The organism is Acinetobacter sp. 22512, from assembly GCF_052044755.1.
Taxonomy (GTDB): Bacteria; Pseudomonadota; Gammaproteobacteria; order Pseudomonadales; family Moraxellaceae; genus Acinetobacter; species Acinetobacter pittii.
Window position 1 is genome coordinate 14194 of the sequence record NZ_JBQENP010000029.1, and the last position, 15191, is coordinate 29384.

The 15191-nt window shown below is 39.1% G+C and carries 15 protein-coding genes; 6 read left to right on the plus strand and 9 right to left on the minus strand.

Annotated features, from left to right (window positions below; all coding sequences use genetic code 11):
• The first annotated feature begins 1 nt into the window (after position 1).
• The 5 genes from ACTJJG_RS18175 (at position 2) to ACTJJG_RS18195 (ending at position 3388) form a co-directional block, all read left to right on the plus strand.
• Complete coding sequence (locus ACTJJG_RS18175; RefSeq protein WP_005065252.1) at positions 2-658, plus strand: hypothetical protein; 657 nt, start codon at positions 2-4, stop codon at positions 656-658.
• Positions 659-998: 340 nt separating this feature from the next.
• Entirely contained in the window at positions 999-1358 is a 360-nt protein-coding gene (locus tag ACTJJG_RS18180) for a hypothetical protein (protein WP_003656109.1), read from the plus strand.
• An 83-nt stretch (positions 1359-1441) separates the two neighbouring features.
• Entirely contained in the window at positions 1442-2407 is a 966-nt protein-coding gene (locus ACTJJG_RS18185) for a hypothetical protein (protein WP_069140956.1), read from the plus strand.
• A gap of 8 nt (positions 2408-2415) precedes the next feature.
• On the plus strand, positions 2416-2976 hold the full coding sequence (locus ACTJJG_RS18190; protein WP_069140955.1) for a GTP-binding protein: 561 nt from the start codon (positions 2416-2418) through the stop codon (positions 2974-2976).
• A complete protein-coding gene (locus tag ACTJJG_RS18195) occupies positions 2969-3388 on the plus strand; it encodes a roadblock/LC7 domain-containing protein (protein ID WP_002117819.1) in 420 nt (139 codons plus the stop codon). The genes ACTJJG_RS18190 and ACTJJG_RS18195 overlap by 8 nt, the downstream gene beginning before the upstream one ends.
• A gap of 54 nt (positions 3389-3442) precedes the next feature.
• Here the strand turns inward: ACTJJG_RS18195 and ACTJJG_RS18200 are convergent, their stop codons facing one another.
• From ACTJJG_RS18200 to ACTJJG_RS18225, 6 genes are read right to left on the minus strand one after another with little or no spacing between them, the layout of a single operon-like run.
• Complete coding sequence (locus ACTJJG_RS18200; RefSeq protein WP_069119063.1) at positions 3443-5383, minus strand: acetyl/propionyl/methylcrotonyl-CoA carboxylase subunit alpha; 1941 nt, start codon at positions 5381-5383, stop codon at positions 3443-3445.
• 18 nt (positions 5384-5401) lie between these two features.
• Positions 5402-6238, minus strand: coding sequence for an enoyl-CoA hydratase/isomerase family protein (locus ACTJJG_RS18205; protein WP_069119061.1), 837 nt, complete (start codon positions 6236-6238; stop codon positions 5402-5404).
• Between the two features lie 16 nt (positions 6239-6254).
• Positions 6255-7412, minus strand: a complete 1158-nt coding sequence (locus ACTJJG_RS18210; protein WP_032057720.1) for an acyl-CoA dehydrogenase family protein — start codon at positions 7410-7412, stop codon at positions 6255-6257.
• A 42-nt stretch (positions 7413-7454) separates the two neighbouring features.
• Positions 7455-9068, minus strand: a complete 1614-nt coding sequence (locus ACTJJG_RS18215) for an acyl-CoA carboxylase subunit beta (RefSeq protein ID WP_045126706.1) — start codon at positions 9066-9068, stop codon at positions 7455-7457.
• A gap of 2 nt (positions 9069-9070) precedes the next feature.
• Positions 9071-9958 carry an SDR family oxidoreductase gene (locus ACTJJG_RS18220; RefSeq protein WP_025468556.1) on the minus strand — a complete coding sequence of 296 codons (888 nt, stop codon included), beginning with the start codon at positions 9956-9958 and terminating at the stop codon, positions 9071-9073.
• 20 nt (positions 9959-9978) lie between these two features.
• Positions 9979-11784 (minus strand): acyclic terpene utilization AtuA family protein, encoded by a 1806-nt coding sequence (locus ACTJJG_RS18225; RefSeq protein ID WP_032057722.1) that lies wholly within the window; start codon positions 11782-11784, stop codon positions 9979-9981.
• Between the two features lie 186 nt (positions 11785-11970).
• On the opposite strand from ACTJJG_RS18225, the gene ACTJJG_RS18230 reads away from it, so the two are divergent.
• Positions 11971-12570: a TetR/AcrR family transcriptional regulator gene (locus ACTJJG_RS18230; RefSeq protein ID WP_032057724.1), complete on the plus strand. Its 600-nt coding sequence runs from the start codon at positions 11971-11973 to the stop codon at positions 12568-12570.
• A 31-nt stretch (positions 12571-12601) separates the two neighbouring features.
• Here the strand turns inward: ACTJJG_RS18230 and ACTJJG_RS18235 are convergent, their stop codons facing one another.
• From ACTJJG_RS18235 to ACTJJG_RS18245, 3 genes are all read right to left on the minus strand, one after another.
• Positions 12602-13765, minus strand: a complete 1164-nt coding sequence (locus ACTJJG_RS18235) for an acyl-CoA dehydrogenase family protein (protein WP_032057725.1) — start codon at positions 13763-13765, stop codon at positions 12602-12604.
• Positions 13766-13906: 141 nt separating this feature from the next.
• Positions 13907-14470: a DUF4256 domain-containing protein gene (locus ACTJJG_RS18240; protein WP_032057727.1), complete on the minus strand. Its 564-nt coding sequence runs from the start codon at positions 14468-14470 to the stop codon at positions 13907-13909.
• Positions 14471-14637: 167 nt separating this feature from the next.
• Positions 14638-15033, minus strand: a complete 396-nt coding sequence (locus tag ACTJJG_RS18245) for a putative signal transducing protein (RefSeq protein ID WP_440608996.1) — start codon at positions 15031-15033, stop codon at positions 14638-14640.
• Positions 15034-15191 lie beyond the last annotated feature (158 nt).

The window sequence follows — 15191 nt, forward strand, 5'->3', positions numbered from 1 at the left end:
CATGGCATTTGATTTAGTCCAATACTTTGCTGAGCAGATAAAAATTCAAAAGCCTCAGCTTTTAAATCAATATCCAGTTAATGAAAAAAATAAACTGATTGATGAGGTGAATATTCTTACGCTTGGAAAACTGATTAGTTTATGGCGTCAGAATGATAATAAGATTTATCAAGAAATCAAAACCTCAGATCCACTTTATATTCAAGAAGTTGCTCGTCATTTAACGACTTCTAAACATAATCAGTCGACTTTAAAAAATTCAGAACTAGAACAGAGTATTTCTGAGATTTTAACTTTGCAGTTAGCAGAACTTAATCAGCTCGATGAAACAGGTGGTTTTGGGCATAATGGCTTAAAAGAATTAATTTTAGGTCAGATTGAACACTTATCAGGTCAAGCTGAAGATTGGGTTTGGTCAACAAACCACCTAAATGAATTAATTGGTTCTAAACCTGTGGAACAAGAAGAGCTATCATTGGATACAACAATGAAGGAGTTCAACCAAATGGTTCACCAAGCCCAACCTCATCATGATGACGTGCATATTGAAGAACAAGCTGCAGAAATTTCTGTACCTACATGGTCAAAGATTGTTGCCCCTGTAGTTGCTTTAGCAATTTTGGGCTATCTCTACTGTATTTATACACAGCTCGTTTAATTTGATTTTTATATAAAAAAAGGGGAATTCATTATTCCCCTTTTTATAATTAAAATTAGAATATTTTATTTTTGAATATTTTATTAACATTCTATTACAATTGTTTTATTCAGATTTTAAAATATATAATGTAAAACTCAGCACAATATTAAAAGTATAATGTAAAAATAATCTTATAATATTTTTTATAATCTGACATTTTCTGTCACTTATTTCCCAAAACAACAATTTCTCTATTTCTTTGATTTATTGACTTCAAATTGAGCAGAAATATAATGAATTTCAACTACTTTTAGGAAAAAGTAGTAAATATAATTTTAGAATCCTGAGAGATAAAAACATGGCTAAACTTTCTTTAGATAGCTTAACTGAAATTGATGGTTTTATTGCATCTGCACTTGTTGATTCAGAAAGTGGTTTATCACTTGCAACTCAAGGTGGTGGGGAAATTGATTTAGAATTGGCAGCTGCCGGCAATACAGAAGTAATCCGCGCAAAACGAAACATCGCCAATGCTTTGAAATTAAATGACAATATTGAAGACATTTTAATTACATTAGGTAAGGCTTACCATTTAATTAGACCTCTAGAAAGTAATAATAATTTATTCCTTTACTTAGTCCTTGACCGGAGTAAGTCAAATTTAGCAATGGCTCGCCACGAGTTAAAGTCATTTGAAAAAGAGTTAGACTTTAGCTAATTAATCTGAAATGTGCTTTTTATACCTATTATAAAGAGCACATTAAAACCCCTCTCTTATTCAATAAAATTTAATGTGATACTATGGATAGGCATTGCATAAATATTGCAACCTCTGGTTTAAGCTTAAAAGTTTCGGATGAATTAAAAACTTTAATCAGAAATTTAATATCTAATCAGTATGATATTAATTGGGTTAATATTTCTAATATTCATATTGATCTATTATTAATTAACGAAAACTTTTTTGATTCAGATAATATTCAAAATATTCTTCAAAAGAAAAAATGTCCTTATTTAAAAATTAGTAAAACTCCCTCAAAAAATGGATATCAAGTTGATGAACACACCCTGCATCTGCCACTAGAAAAAGTAGAGTCTTTACTTAACTGGATAGAAATAAACTTATTATCGTATTTGAACAAAAAAAATACTGCTGTAGTTTCAGATTTATCAAATGAGCTACTGTTGATTGATGATAAGTTTATAAGGAATTTACACAGTCCAGAAAATGCCAGACTACATATTTTTGATGATAAAGGTACTCTAGCCATTATTGATAATAGAACTCAAATTGCTTGGTTAGAGCCATCACGCCAACATACGCGAACCAATCAAAGCTTTGATTTTACTTTTGCTAATACTTCAGACTTCACTAAGGTTTCGCGTAAAAAAGATTATTATTTACAGGACTGGTTATGGAATCTGATTTGGAATTCAAACAATTTTGAAAATCTAGCCTCGAAGGATAGCTATTTTAAAATTGATCATTGGCCACAGCCCTATCAAAAAGAATATAGAAAAGTGAGCCTACAACTCTCTGCATGCTTTATACAGGGAGCTAAAATTACTGATGTGGCTAACCAGCTTAACTTATCAATTGATGATGTCTTACGCTTCGTTACAGCTTGCTTAATGGCAAATAATGGAAAATTTATTTCTGCAAGCAAATGCACTTACACGCCAAATTCGTACTTAGAGAATTCAAATACAGAGAATCATTTTTTTAAAAATTTTATAGGGAAAATTAGACGGCGATTTGGTCTTTAAGGGAAGTTATGATTATACAGCAATATAAAATTGTCTTTGCAGGTAGCATGGGGGCAGGAAAAACAGAAGCGATTAAATCACTATCTGAAATTCCAATTCTAGAAACAGAAGCATTCAATACAGATGTTCAAAGCCATCAGAAAACCCAGACCACTGTAGGGATTGATTATGGTGAAATTACTTTAGATGATGGAATCAAAATCGGACTCTATGGAACCCCAGGACAAAGCCGTTTTGATTTTATATGGTCGGTCATTTGTGAAGGTGCAATCGGTGTTATTTTATTATTAGATCATAATAGCTCTAATCCAATTGCCGAGTTAGAAAGCTATTTAGAAACCTTTAAAAATTATAACGACAATATTGCGATTGGTATTACTCATGTTGACGAAAATAAAGAGTCATCACTTCAACAATATCGTCATTGGATAAAAGCAAATGCACTACCATACCCTCTTTTTTTTATTGATGCACGTGAGCAAGAACAAATTTTAATGATTGTTGAATCATTAATTGCATCACTTGAAGTCAAGGTAGGCTCAACATCTCAAGGGAATGATCATGCTTAGTATCCCAACTCAAAAACGAACCGCTCCAACACAATTACTACAACTTGCAAAAGCCGAAGCTCATAATATTTTGATGAATACGCGTGGTGTAGATTTTGTCATGATTTGCTCTTCTGATGGTTTTGAATTAGCAACAGTGAGCCACAAGAACCACCATAACACTACTAAGTTAGCAGCCGTAAGTAGCTCAATTTTGGCAATGGTCACTGCATTTTTAAAAGAGATTCAACTCACGGGCTGTAACAACATTACTTTAGATGCAGATAATGGCAAGGCCATTTTAACTGCTATTCCTGCTGTTCATCACCCAATGGTCATGGTTACGCTAAGTAATAAAGAAGTCCTTTTAGGTCAACTACTATATAGCCTAAAAAAAGCAAGTCAGACAATTGCAGAGGCCGATGGAGAATAAATCAGGACTCCTGATTTAAAGTAAAATACCGCTCATATAGAGCGGTATTTTTTACTAGATTTGAATAGTAAATAACATCTGCCGTTTTTTTACTTGCTGCCCTTGCTGACCTAAAACATCATCAACCACTCCATCCACATCCGATTTAATCTGCTGTTGGATTTTCATGGCTTCAAGCACTAATAAAGTTTGGCCTTTTATGACTTGATCACCTTTATTGACCAATATATTTACTACCGCACCATCCATTGGCGCACGAATTTTGCCATCACCAGCCACATCAGCTATTTCGGGGGCAGCATAAGTTACGTTGCGAATTGCAACATTGCCATTATCTTGATCTAAATAAAGCTGATCATCATTTAATACATATTGCACACGGCGACGTACACCATCAATTAAATAAACTAATTGCTCTATCGTTCTTTCAAGCACTTCAATACAAATAGTTTGATCGCAGAGCTGTACCGTAAACGTATTATTTAGCGATGAAAGCTGTAATTGAACTTGCTGATCATCATATTTAAGCTTTAATGGTAATGGTACACCTAGACCCGTTTGCCACACTGCCGTACCATTACTTTGACTAAATAATGCAGCAGCAATGGCTAAGGTTTCTAAAGATAGAACCTGCTTATGTAGACTGCTGTCATTTTGAAAATGCTGTTGAATGAATGCGGTATTGGTATCCCCTGCAACCACGATTGGATGACGCAGTAAATTGACCAAAAACTGCTTATTACTATTTACACCTAGCAACACACAGTCATCAACTGCACGTGCCAATAAGCGAATCGCATCCTCACGGGTTTTCCCATATGCAATCACCTTCGCCACCATCGGGTCATAAAATGGACTAACTTCATCAGTTGCTAACATGCCATGATCGATTCGCACATTTGGCAAAGCTGCAGGCTTCCAACGTAAAATTTTTCCTGTTTGTGGCAAAAAATCCTGACGTGGGTCTTCTGCATACAAACGCACTTCGATCGCATGTCCATTTAAGGTCAATTCCTGTTGCTTTAAAGGTAACTGCTCACCATTCGCCACACGTAACTGCCATTCAACTAAATCCAACCCTGTAATAAGCTCAGTGACCGGATGTTCTACCTGCAAACGGGTATTCATCTCCAAAAAGTAAAATGCACCCGATGCATCTAGCAAAAACTCAACTGTACCTGCCCCAACATAAGCACATGTTTTTGCCGCTGCTACGGCTGCCTCACCCATTTTCTGACGCAGTTCAGGCGTCATCACCGGACATGGAGCTTCTTCAACTACTTTTTGATGACGGCGCTGAATTGAACAATCACGTTCAAACAAATACACATAATTGCCGTGAGTATCACCAAAAACCTGAATTTCGACATGGCGTGGAGCAATGACTGCTTTTTCCAAAATGAGCTCGCCAGAACCAAAAGCATTTTCAGCTTCTGAACGTGCGGTTTGTAATGCCTCAAACAACTCGGATGCTTGCTGTACCAAACGCATGCCACGACCGCCACCACCCGCAGAAGCTTTGACCATAATTGGAAAGCCAATCTGCTCAGCTTGAGTTGCTAAATATTCGAGATCTTGTCGGTCACCTTCATACCCCGGCACACAAGGGACGCCCGCCTCAATCATGGCGATTTTTGAAAGGCGTTTACTGCCCATTAACTCAATTGCAGAAGCGGTAGGCCCAATAAAGGTAATCTGGTTGTCGATACATGCCTGAGCAAAATCAGTATTTTCTGACAAAAAACCATAGCCGGGGTGAACTGCATCCGCCCCTGTTTTTTTGCAAGCTTCAATAATTTTAGCGATGGAGAGATAAGACTCTGATACTTTTGAAGCACCAATATAAACAGCTTCATCAGCCTCTTGCACATGGCGAGCATTACGGTCTGCATCGGAATAAACTGCGACGGTTTGGTAACCCATTGCCTTGGCTGTTTGCATCACGCGAACTGCAATCTCACCACGATTGGCAACTAGTATTTTTGAAAATTTCATTATTTTTATCCTTATCTCTTATGATTCATCGGCCCAATTTGGTAACCTTTTCTGGATAAAAGCCATTGTTCCTTCTTGTCCTTCAGCACCACCAACCGCTTGAGCAAACTGCTGTGCAGCATCGTTAAGCAATTCATTTAAAGGTTCATTGAGCGTTCGATGTAACAGTGCTTTAGTCGCACGCGAAGCTTGAGGAGCTGCTCGTTTAATTTGCTGAATTGTTTCTTGTAAAGCTTGCTCAAGTTCAATTTCATTATGTGCAATTTGATGAACCACACCGACATTCAGTGCCGTATGCCCTTCAAAGCGCATACCTAATAAAGCTAATCGACGAGCTTGAGTTAGACCAATACGTTTCACTACAAAAGGAGCAATTTGCGCAGGAATCAAACCAAGTCCAGTTTCAGGTAAACCAAACTGAGCATTGTCACGGCTAATGGCAACATCGGAAACACATGCCAGACCAAAACCACCGCCTAACACTGCGCCTTCTAAAATCACCACAACCGTTTGCGGTGCGGCTTCAACTTGCTCAAGCAAGGCACCAAAACGGCGGTTAAAGTCCACATAAGGTTGTAGACTGCCAACATGAGCTGCCTCAACACGTAAAGTTGCCATGTCTTTAATGTCACCACCCGCACAAAAAGTTCCACCTTCCCCACGGATAATTACCGCGCGAATTGAAAGGTCATCGCGAATGGCAGCAAAAACTTGCTGAATTGCATTGACCATATTCAAGTTCATGGCATTACGGCTCTCTGGTCGATTTAACCAAAGGTATAAAATACCGCCGTCCTGTTCCAATTGAATACTGTCATCTATATCTAAAACTTGTAGAGATGCTGAAAGTGTCATGGTGTATTCCTTATATTTATTTGTGCTTTTTAGGCAGAATATCCATCAACTTACAGATAATCCCTAGCATAATCTCATCTGCCCCACCCCCAATAGACCCTAGGCGGCCATCACGATACAGCTGCGACGCTGGGTTATCCCACATGAAGCCATTGCCGCCCCAGTATTGCAGACAACTATCAGCAACTTCACGAGTTAAACGTCCAGCTTTGAGCTTTGCCATAGACGCCAACATCGTGACATCCTCGCCCGCAATATGCTGTTCGCATGCTTGATAAGTTAATGCTTTGAGTGCTTCCACTTCGGTCATAAGTTCAGCAAAGCGGAAATGGATATATTGGTTATTAATGAGAGGCTGATCAAAAGTGGTACGCTCTTTGGTGTAATTAATCGTTTGCTGAATACAATGCTGCAAGCCGCCAATCGCATTAGCACATGCCCATAAGCGCTCTTCCTGAAATTGCATCATTTGCATCATAAAGCCCATACCTTCAACACCCACCAAGTTACGCTGTGGTACACGTACATTGTCTAAATAAACTTGTGCTGTGGTTGTTGAACGCATCCCTAATTTATTAAGTGGCTCTGAAAAACTAATCCCTTTAGTTTTTGCTGGCACAATAATCATTGACTTATTAACGTGAGGTTTATCATCAGACGTGTTGGCTAAAAGGCACAAGAAGTCGGCCTGCAAGGAGTTGGTAATCCACATTTTGCTGCCGTTAATGACATAGTCATCGCCATCTTTTTTTGCAGTTGTTTTAATAGCAGCAACATCCGAACCAGCATGTACTTCTGATACTGCAATGGATGCAACATATTCCCCTGCAATCGCTGGTGTTAAAAACTCATCACGTAACTCTTTACTTCCAAAACGTGCCAAAGCAGGTGTTGCCATATCGGTTTGTACACCAATAGCTAAAGGCACCCCGCCACAAGCTGCATAGCCAATTTCTTCTGCAACCACGAGGTTATATGAATAATCTAACGCTAAACCGCCATTTTCTTCTGGCTTACAAATTCCTAATAAACCAAGATCACCCATCTTTTTAAATACGTCGTGGATTGGGAACTGCCCTTCAGCTTCCCATTCTGGAATATGTGGATTCAGCTCATTTTGAACAAATTGACGAGCTGTACGGCGCAATGCTTCATGTTCAGCAGTAAATTTCATGGTTTTATTCCTATTAATTTTTTTAATTGCGGTAAAGGTTGATTAAAAACGGGACACACCAAAACGAGTTGAATTTAGCTCTCGTTGCTGTGCTTCATAAATGGTTTGTAAAAGGAAAATTAATAATTTTCGGGTATCTCGTGGATCGATAATGCCATCGTCATGTAGCATGGCCGTATTGAAAAGCGCGGTAGATTGTTGTTCCAATTTCATGGCCGTGCTTTGCTCAAGAAAATCGAGCATTTGCGGATTCGGTTCCTGACCGGAAGCTTTTTGTTTTCCTTCAGCCACAATGCGTAGCACTTTTCCGGCTTGAGCAGCACCCATTACGGCAACATGCGAATTTGGCCAAGCAAAAATAAAGTCTGGTGATAGGCTTCGACCACACATCGCGTAATTGCCAGCACCATACGACCCTGCCACAACAATTGAAATTTTAGGTACAGAACAATTGGCAACCGCTTGAATCAGTTTCGAGCCGTGTTTGATAATACCGTTTTGCTCTGCGTCAGTTCCTACCATAAAACCTGTGGTGTTATGCAAAAACAATAACGGACGCTTAGTCTGTTCACACAGATGTATAAACTGAGCCGCCTTCGCTGCCCCTTGAGGTGTAATCGGACCATTATTGGTAATAATACCGATGTGTAATCCGCCAATCTTCGCCCAGCCACACACCGTTAAATCATCATATTCCTGTTTAAATTCTAGAAAATCTGAATCGTCAATAATGCGGGCAACCACTTCTTTCATATCAAATGGTTGTTTAGGATCACTTGGAATCACACCCAATAATTCCTCGGTATCGTAACGAGGTTCTTTATAAGTTACATCAACTGGTTTGATTTGCTCTTTCCAGTTCAGATGTTCAAAAATTTCACGTGCAAGTCGAATACCATCAGCATCATTTTCAGCCAAATATTCTGCTGTTCCAGCGACCTGCGCATGCATTTCTGCCCCGCCCAACTCTTCAGCTGTTGCTACTTCACCAGTGGCAGCCAAGAGTAAAGGGGGACCTGCAAGAAGCATCTCGGTTTGCTTACGTACAGCAATTACATAATCTGAAAGACCGGGCTGATAAGCACCGCCTGCCGTTGCATTACCATGCACCACTGCAAGCTGTGGAATACCTGCCGCAGAAAGACGTGCCTGATTGGCAAATGTCATACCACCATAAGTAAATACTTCAGCAGCATAATTTAAGTTGGCACCTCCACTTTCGGTCAGCGTAATCAGTGGGAGTTTTTGTTCCAAAGCAATTTTTTGCAAGCGCAAGGTTTTCTGTACACCCATGGGTGACATGGTCCCACCTTTAATTGCACTATTACTTGCTGAGACCAGACAACGCACACCACTGACAAAACCAAGGCCAGCAATTACCCCGCCTCCAGCTTCTGAACCATCTTTATCATCATGCATGTTGTAGCCGACCAAGCCACACAGCTCAACAAAAGGTGAATCAGCATCGAGTAACAACCGTACACGCTCATGCGGTAGAATCTTGCCCTTTTTATCGAATTTCGGTTTGGCAGCATATGATTTATCAATACTTTTTTGCTGAATTGCACGGACTTCACTCAGTTGAGTAAGCAATGCCTCTTTATTCTTTTGATACTGTTCACTACCAACAGCAATTTCGGATTGGACAATAGTCACTGTTATTCCTCCTCAGCCTCAGTCTTTTTCTGAAAAATTTCAGGAATAAACGCGCGATGGAAACCATTATAAGACTGACTATTTGTTGCTTCAGCTAGTGGATACATTCGTGTTCCTTGCGATGCGGCACCATCAATACGCAAAGTTACTCCTGACACAAAAGCCGCAGCATCGGACAGTAAATAACAAATTGCCGATGAAACTTCTGACTCAGTTCCCATACGTTTGAGCGGTACATTGCCAGCAAGACTTGGAATAATTACTTTGGCAAAATCACCGCTATAATTATCCATACCGGATGACACAATCCACCCCGGTGCAACCGCATTTACACGAACGCCAGATTTGCCCCACTCAACCGATGCTGTTTTAGTTAAGTTATCAACCCCTGAACGCGCAGCACCAGAATGTCCCATTCCCGGCATGCCGCCCCACATATCAGCAGTCATATTTACAATACTGCCACCATGTTTAGCCATCCATTGGTTATAAGCTTCACGCATTAGATAGAAAGTTGCGTGTAAATTATTACGCACGACTGCATCGAAACCATTCGCTGAAATATTCTCTAAAGCTGAGGGGAACTGGCCGCCAGCATTATTTACCAAGCCATCTAGTTTGCCGAATTTCTCAATCACTTCGGCAATCATATTTTTCACTTGTTCTTCTTCACGGTTATCACAAACAATGAAATGAACTAAGCCCCCATCTTCTATAATTTCTTGGCTTACTTTCTCTAATTTTTCAATTTTTCGTCCTGTAATCACTACTTGAGCGCCGAGGGCTGCAAGCTCATGTGCCGTACAACGCCCTATTCCAGAGCCACCACCTGTCACAATAATGACTTTATTGGCGAAAGCATCTGGTCTAAATATTGATTGATAACTCATCTTTGTTTCATCCATTTATTTTATTTTTCTAAAAGATGTGCCGGAACTTTTACAGGCATATCCAATAATTGTTGTGCAAAGGCCTTCCCTTGCGGATCTATACGTAGACTTGCAACACCACCGCCACCCAAGGCATTTTCTAGCATAAAATTTAGTGCATTCAAACCCGGTAACTCATAACGGATTACTCGCCCTTTCTCTGCATCTAAGACATGTTGCATATAGCTTGCAACAGCCTCTTCCATCAGTGCTGCACGAATCCATGGCAAATATTCTGCTTTACGTGCAATCACACCAATATTGCTATGATTGCCTTTATCACCACTGCGGGCATGAGCAATTTCAATCAAAGGAACTTCAATTTCATCTCCTTGATAAATTGCATTTTCACCTGCCTTTAAATTAGGCAATTGCTCTGTAGAAACTCCTTGTGGAATCTCAACTGGGTAGCGTTTTCCTTCAAAATCGATTTCGACACTTACTTGATTTTTATCTATTAAAAATGAAAATAGTTTAATCACTGGCGATGCTTTTGGACGCCCCCCCACTATCCCTGCCAAAGCCGGAGCCATGCCTGTTGAAGCCTGAGCAATTTCCGATGCAAAGAACATACATGCTTCTTTAAACATGTGTTTTACAGCTATTTTGATCACAACTTCACGGCTATTTAATGCTCGAGCATGTTCGCCATAGGTACTTTCAATACCTAAAATCTCAACAGACTTTTCACTAAAAGGTGGTACCGAACGCATTGCTAAAACACGTTCGCACTTAGTCAAAATCGCATCAGCAATGACTTGTGCTTTTTGTGGTGCCTCACGTCCTGCAATTAAAAAACTCACTAAAACCCGATAACCATCTGGATAGGTCGCACTGACTTTATATTGTGTAGTTGGTGCTTGTCCTTTCGCTCCCGTCACACGGACTCGATGCTCCCCAACTTGTTCTAAATGCACTTGGCTGAAATCAGCAATTACATCGGGTAGTAAATACGCTTGAGGATTGCCTATTTCATAAACAATTTGCTCTGCAACCGTAGCGGTAGAAACTAGACCACCTGTACCTTGAGGCTTAGTTACAACAAATGAGCCATCTCCACTCACTTCAACCACTGGAAAACCCATGTTGTCGAAGCCCTGCACCAATTGCCAATCGGTAAAATTACCACCCGTACATTGAGCTCCACATTCAATGACATGACCTGCCAACGAACCTTGCGCCAATTTGTCATAGTCATCGAGTGACCATTGATATTCATGAACTAAGGGTGCAAGTACCACAGCAGAGTCAACTACACGGCCAGTAATTACAATATCAGCGCCTAAGTCTAAGGCGTCACGAATAGCCACCGCCCCTAAATAAGCATTACTACTCGCCACTTGTTCTGGCAAAGCTTCCCCGCTAAACATTTCCCGAATATTTTGCTGTTTGAGGTGCTCATGTTGCGGTAAAAGATCATCACCTAACACCACGGCAACTTTCAGGTCTAGACCATATTCTTTAATTATTTTTTGCAAGGCATCTCGACATGCCAATGGGTTAACACCACCAGCATTACTAATCACCTTAATCTTTTTCTCTGCAATTTTTTTAAGTAGAGGCGCCATGACACGACTGACAAAATCTAAAGCATAGCCATGTTTCGGCTCTACCATTTTCGCTTTGGCCATAATCGACATGGTGATTTCTGACAAGTAATCAAAAACCAAATAATTAATATCGGTTAGATGTACCAATTGAAAAGCAGCAGTATTGGTATCTCCCCAAAAACCTGAGGCACACCCTATTTTTACGACACGCTCATCATCTTGTTGATTACTTGCCATCTTGTTTCTCATTATTTTGTTTAAAAATTACACTCAACATTACCAAGCAAGCGCTTGGTTTGTAAAGAGCAAAATGTTATTGTGAAATTGACTAAAACTGCCAAACTCGACAACTAGCCTAAAACATGGTGAGATTTAGCAAAATTTTTTCCGTAAATATTTTTATATAAAGGATCCAGCTTTCGTATGATTGCGACTTCAATTGAACAGATTCCACATATTTCTTGCTTTGACGATAGCCCGCGTGGTCGTTTATTACAGGGAGCTGCCTATCTATTTCACAAACAAGGTTATGATAAAACCACTGTCCGCGAACTTGCTCAATTTATTGGAATTCAATCAGGTAGCTTATTTCATCACTTCAAGAGTAAAGATGACATCCTAGCTCACGTAATGGAGCAAACTATCATTTACAATCTTGCTCGTTTAAAAGATGCAGCCGCTCAATCTACCGATCCAGAACACCAATTACGAGCTCTTATTAAAGCAGAACTCATTTCAATTACTGGAGATACTGGTGCAGCCATGGCTGTTTTAGTTTATGAGTGGTTTGCGCTGTCAAAAGAAAAACAAGATTATCTTTTAGAAATGCGTAATGAGTATGAACAAATCTGGTTAGATGTCATTGAAAAGTTACGCACTCAAAGCAAGATAAAACATGATGCCTTTATTTGGCGAAGATTAGTTGGTGGTGCGATTTCATGGACTGTCACTTGGTATAAATCTGAAGGTAAAGTCAAAATTGATGAGTTAACTGAAATGGTGTGGGAGATGGCTTTGAAATAAAAAAGGTGGCTCAATGACCACCTTTGCAGAATCAATAACCAAGCTGCTTACTAATCAAATCTTTCATAATTTCTTCAGCACCACCACCAATCATATTAACCTTCACTTCACGGTAAATACGTTCAGATTTAGTTCCACGCATAAAGCCCATACCACCTAATGTTTGCACAGCTGCATCAGCACAAAATTGCATTGTGCGAGTCGCAACATTTTTCAGCATCGAGATTTGAGCGACTAACTCAGGCCCTTGTAGTTTTGGCTGAGTCATTTTCCATGCAGTTTCTTCAAGTAATGCCCGTGTTGAGGTTAATTGCGTTGCCATATCTACCAATTTATGACGAACGACTTGATGGTCTATTAATCTCTTACCAAAAGTTTTCCGTTGCTGGGCCCAATCTAGAGCTTCTTCATAGCAAACTAATGCATAGCCATAAGCCACTACACCCAAGAAAAAACGCTCCATATTAAAGTTATTCATAATAACTTTAAAACCAGCATTTTCTTTACCGAGCAGATTTGATGCTGGTACTCGCACTTGATCAAAATGCAAATGCGCCGTATCTGAAGCCCACCATCCCATTTTTTTCAAAGGTGTTTTAGTAATTCCTTCACTGTGAGCATCAACAAGCAACATTGAAATGCCTTCTGCGCCTGTTTTAGTTGGATCTGTACGCACTGCAACCGTATAGTAATCTGCACGAATCCCCGATGTGATAAATGTTTTCTCACCCGAGACAACATAATAGTCACCATCACGAACAGCTTTAGTTTGTAATGCAGCCACATCAGAACCACCGCCTGGTTCTGTAATCGCTAATGCTGAAATCTTTTCTCCTGAAATAATCCTTGGTAAAACTTTTGACTTTAGTTCTTCACTTCCAAAATGCTGAATCGGTGGTGCTCCAATTGTATGTACCATGAGTGAAATATGTACTCCACCCGAACCAGCTTTCGCCATTTCTACACCAGCCAGTAATGAATAAAATGGATCTGCATCAGGAATACCGCCATATTCCTCAGAAAAACCTAAACCTAATAGACCAATTTCAGCAGCCTTCTTATATAGCTCTCTTGGAAATGTCTCAGCCTCATCCCATTCATTAACGAAAGGAGCCATTTCTTTTTGTACAAATCGACGAACATTATCAGCAAAAGCAATATGTTGTTCATTATAGTAAATTGGGTTTGGTTGCATTTCTACAGATGTCCTGATGTTTTTATTTAATTCCAGAACATATCTTGTCATGTTTGCCATCAATCAAAAGTTGCAAGAATCTCCATTTTCTTGGCATAAAACATCAAAGCTTCTTCTTTTTATTTAAATACAATGCAATGCCTATACTCTTAAGCAACAACGAAAACCACGGGCAGCATAATAAGATTGTGCTCCATTATGATAAATAAAGACACGACCATATCGACGATCAGCAAAAAGTGCTCCATCTAGTTTACGAATCTCATTTGGGGTTTTGAGCCAACTTGATGTTTTAAGGTCAAACTCTTCAATTTCTTGTAATTGGTAATATTGCTTTTCTGTTAAAAGTTCAACACCCATTTCCTTAGCTATATCTATTGCGCTATTTTTAGGAGGATGATCTTTTCTAGATTCTAGAGCCTCACGATCATAGCAAAGGCTTCTACGACCTTTAGGTGTCTCAAGAGAGCAATCTACAAATAAATATTCGTCTTTCTGCTGATCATAAGCAATAACATCAGGCTCCCCTCCTGTATTTTCCATTTCCAGCAATGACCAAAGTTTATCAGGAACCTTAATTAGTTTATTTTGCACATCCGACCACTCTATTTCTGTATGACGATGTGTATTTTTTTCAAATCTATTCTTTAATAATTCAAGGAGTAACTCTATTTGCTTTTGAGTTAGCTGTTTTTTATCTACCATTAAATAAGTCCTTATATTTATTAAATTGAACGGCCATCAAAATAATTTATTTTATTTAATATCAATGGCTTCTCCGCCTAGTACACTAATTGCAGAGATAGAACTAAATCCAATACCTCTACATTAGGTTCCATAATTAAGATAATCAATAATCGTTTACTATATATTTAATTCCAAAAGTGTCCACAACGCTTACATCTATTACCATTTCTAAAAGAAAATAAAGGTAGGCCCAAAAACATAAACGCTAAAAAGGCAGATTTTTTTCCTTTATTATTAACTTCTATATCCAAGCTTCCACACTCAGGGCAACATTCTTTACTCTCCCCAAACTTTTGTTCAAGCTCATCACTAAAGTCTTTTTCAAGAAATGACTTCGCTTCATCAATATAGTTTTCTGGAACTAATAAACGAACCCCACCTAAAGCATTAGAATAAAACCAATCCATATTAATTGTATGCTCATTTTCAATATAAACAGGAATTCCAAATACTTCTAGTTGAGTCTTTGCAATTTGTGCCTCATAAGGAAATGAGAAAGTTTTAATTACGATCCATTGCATATTAAATTTCTAATTAGGTAAATAATTTTAGAGTAGCTTTATTTCTTTATAATTTGAATCAATTTCAGTATCTAAAGAATTGAGGATACAAATTCCGCGCATAAAAAAACACCCCCATTCATTAGAACGGGGGTGTTTAGAATAATGAGCTGGCGATG

Coding starts and splice junctions, on each gene's coding strand:
- ACTJJG_RS18175 (WP_005065252.1), top strand. CDS start 2: ATGGCATTTGATTTAGTCCAATACTTTGCTGAGCAGATAAAAATTCAA.
- ACTJJG_RS18180 (WP_003656109.1), top strand. CDS start 999: ATGGCTAAACTTTCTTTAGATAGCTTAACTGAAATTGATGGTTTTATT.
- ACTJJG_RS18185 (WP_069140956.1), top strand. CDS start 1,442: ATGGATAGGCATTGCATAAATATTGCAACCTCTGGTTTAAGCTTAAAA.
- ACTJJG_RS18190 (WP_069140955.1), top strand. CDS start 2,416: ATGATTATACAGCAATATAAAATTGTCTTTGCAGGTAGCATGGGGGCA.
- ACTJJG_RS18195 (WP_002117819.1), top strand. CDS start 2,969: ATGCTTAGTATCCCAACTCAAAAACGAACCGCTCCAACACAATTACTA.
- ACTJJG_RS18200 (WP_069119063.1), bottom strand. CDS start 5,383: ATGAAATTTTCAAAAATACTAGTTGCCAATCGTGGTGAGATTGCAGTT.
- ACTJJG_RS18205 (WP_069119061.1), bottom strand. CDS start 6,238: ATGACACTTTCAGCATCTCTACAAGTTTTAGATATAGATGACAGTATT.
- ACTJJG_RS18210 (WP_032057720.1), bottom strand. CDS start 7,412: ATGAAATTTACTGCTGAACATGAAGCATTGCGCCGTACAGCTCGTCAA.
- ACTJJG_RS18220 (WP_025468556.1), bottom strand. CDS start 9,958: ATGAGTTATCAATCAATATTTAGACCAGATGCTTTCGCCAATAAAGTC.
- ACTJJG_RS18225 (WP_032057722.1), bottom strand. CDS start 11,784: ATGGCAAGTAATCAACAAGATGATGAGCGTGTCGTAAAAATAGGGTGT.
- ACTJJG_RS18230 (WP_032057724.1), top strand. CDS start 11,971: ATGATTGCGACTTCAATTGAACAGATTCCACATATTTCTTGCTTTGAC.
- ACTJJG_RS18235 (WP_032057725.1), bottom strand. CDS start 13,765: ATGCAACCAAACCCAATTTACTATAATGAACAACATATTGCTTTTGCT.
- ACTJJG_RS18240 (WP_032057727.1), bottom strand. CDS start 14,470: ATGGTAGATAAAAAACAGCTAACTCAAAAGCAAATAGAGTTACTCCTT.
- ACTJJG_RS18245 (WP_440608996.1), bottom strand. CDS start 15,033: ATGCAATGGATCGTAATTAAAACTTTCTCATTTCCTTATGAGGCACAA.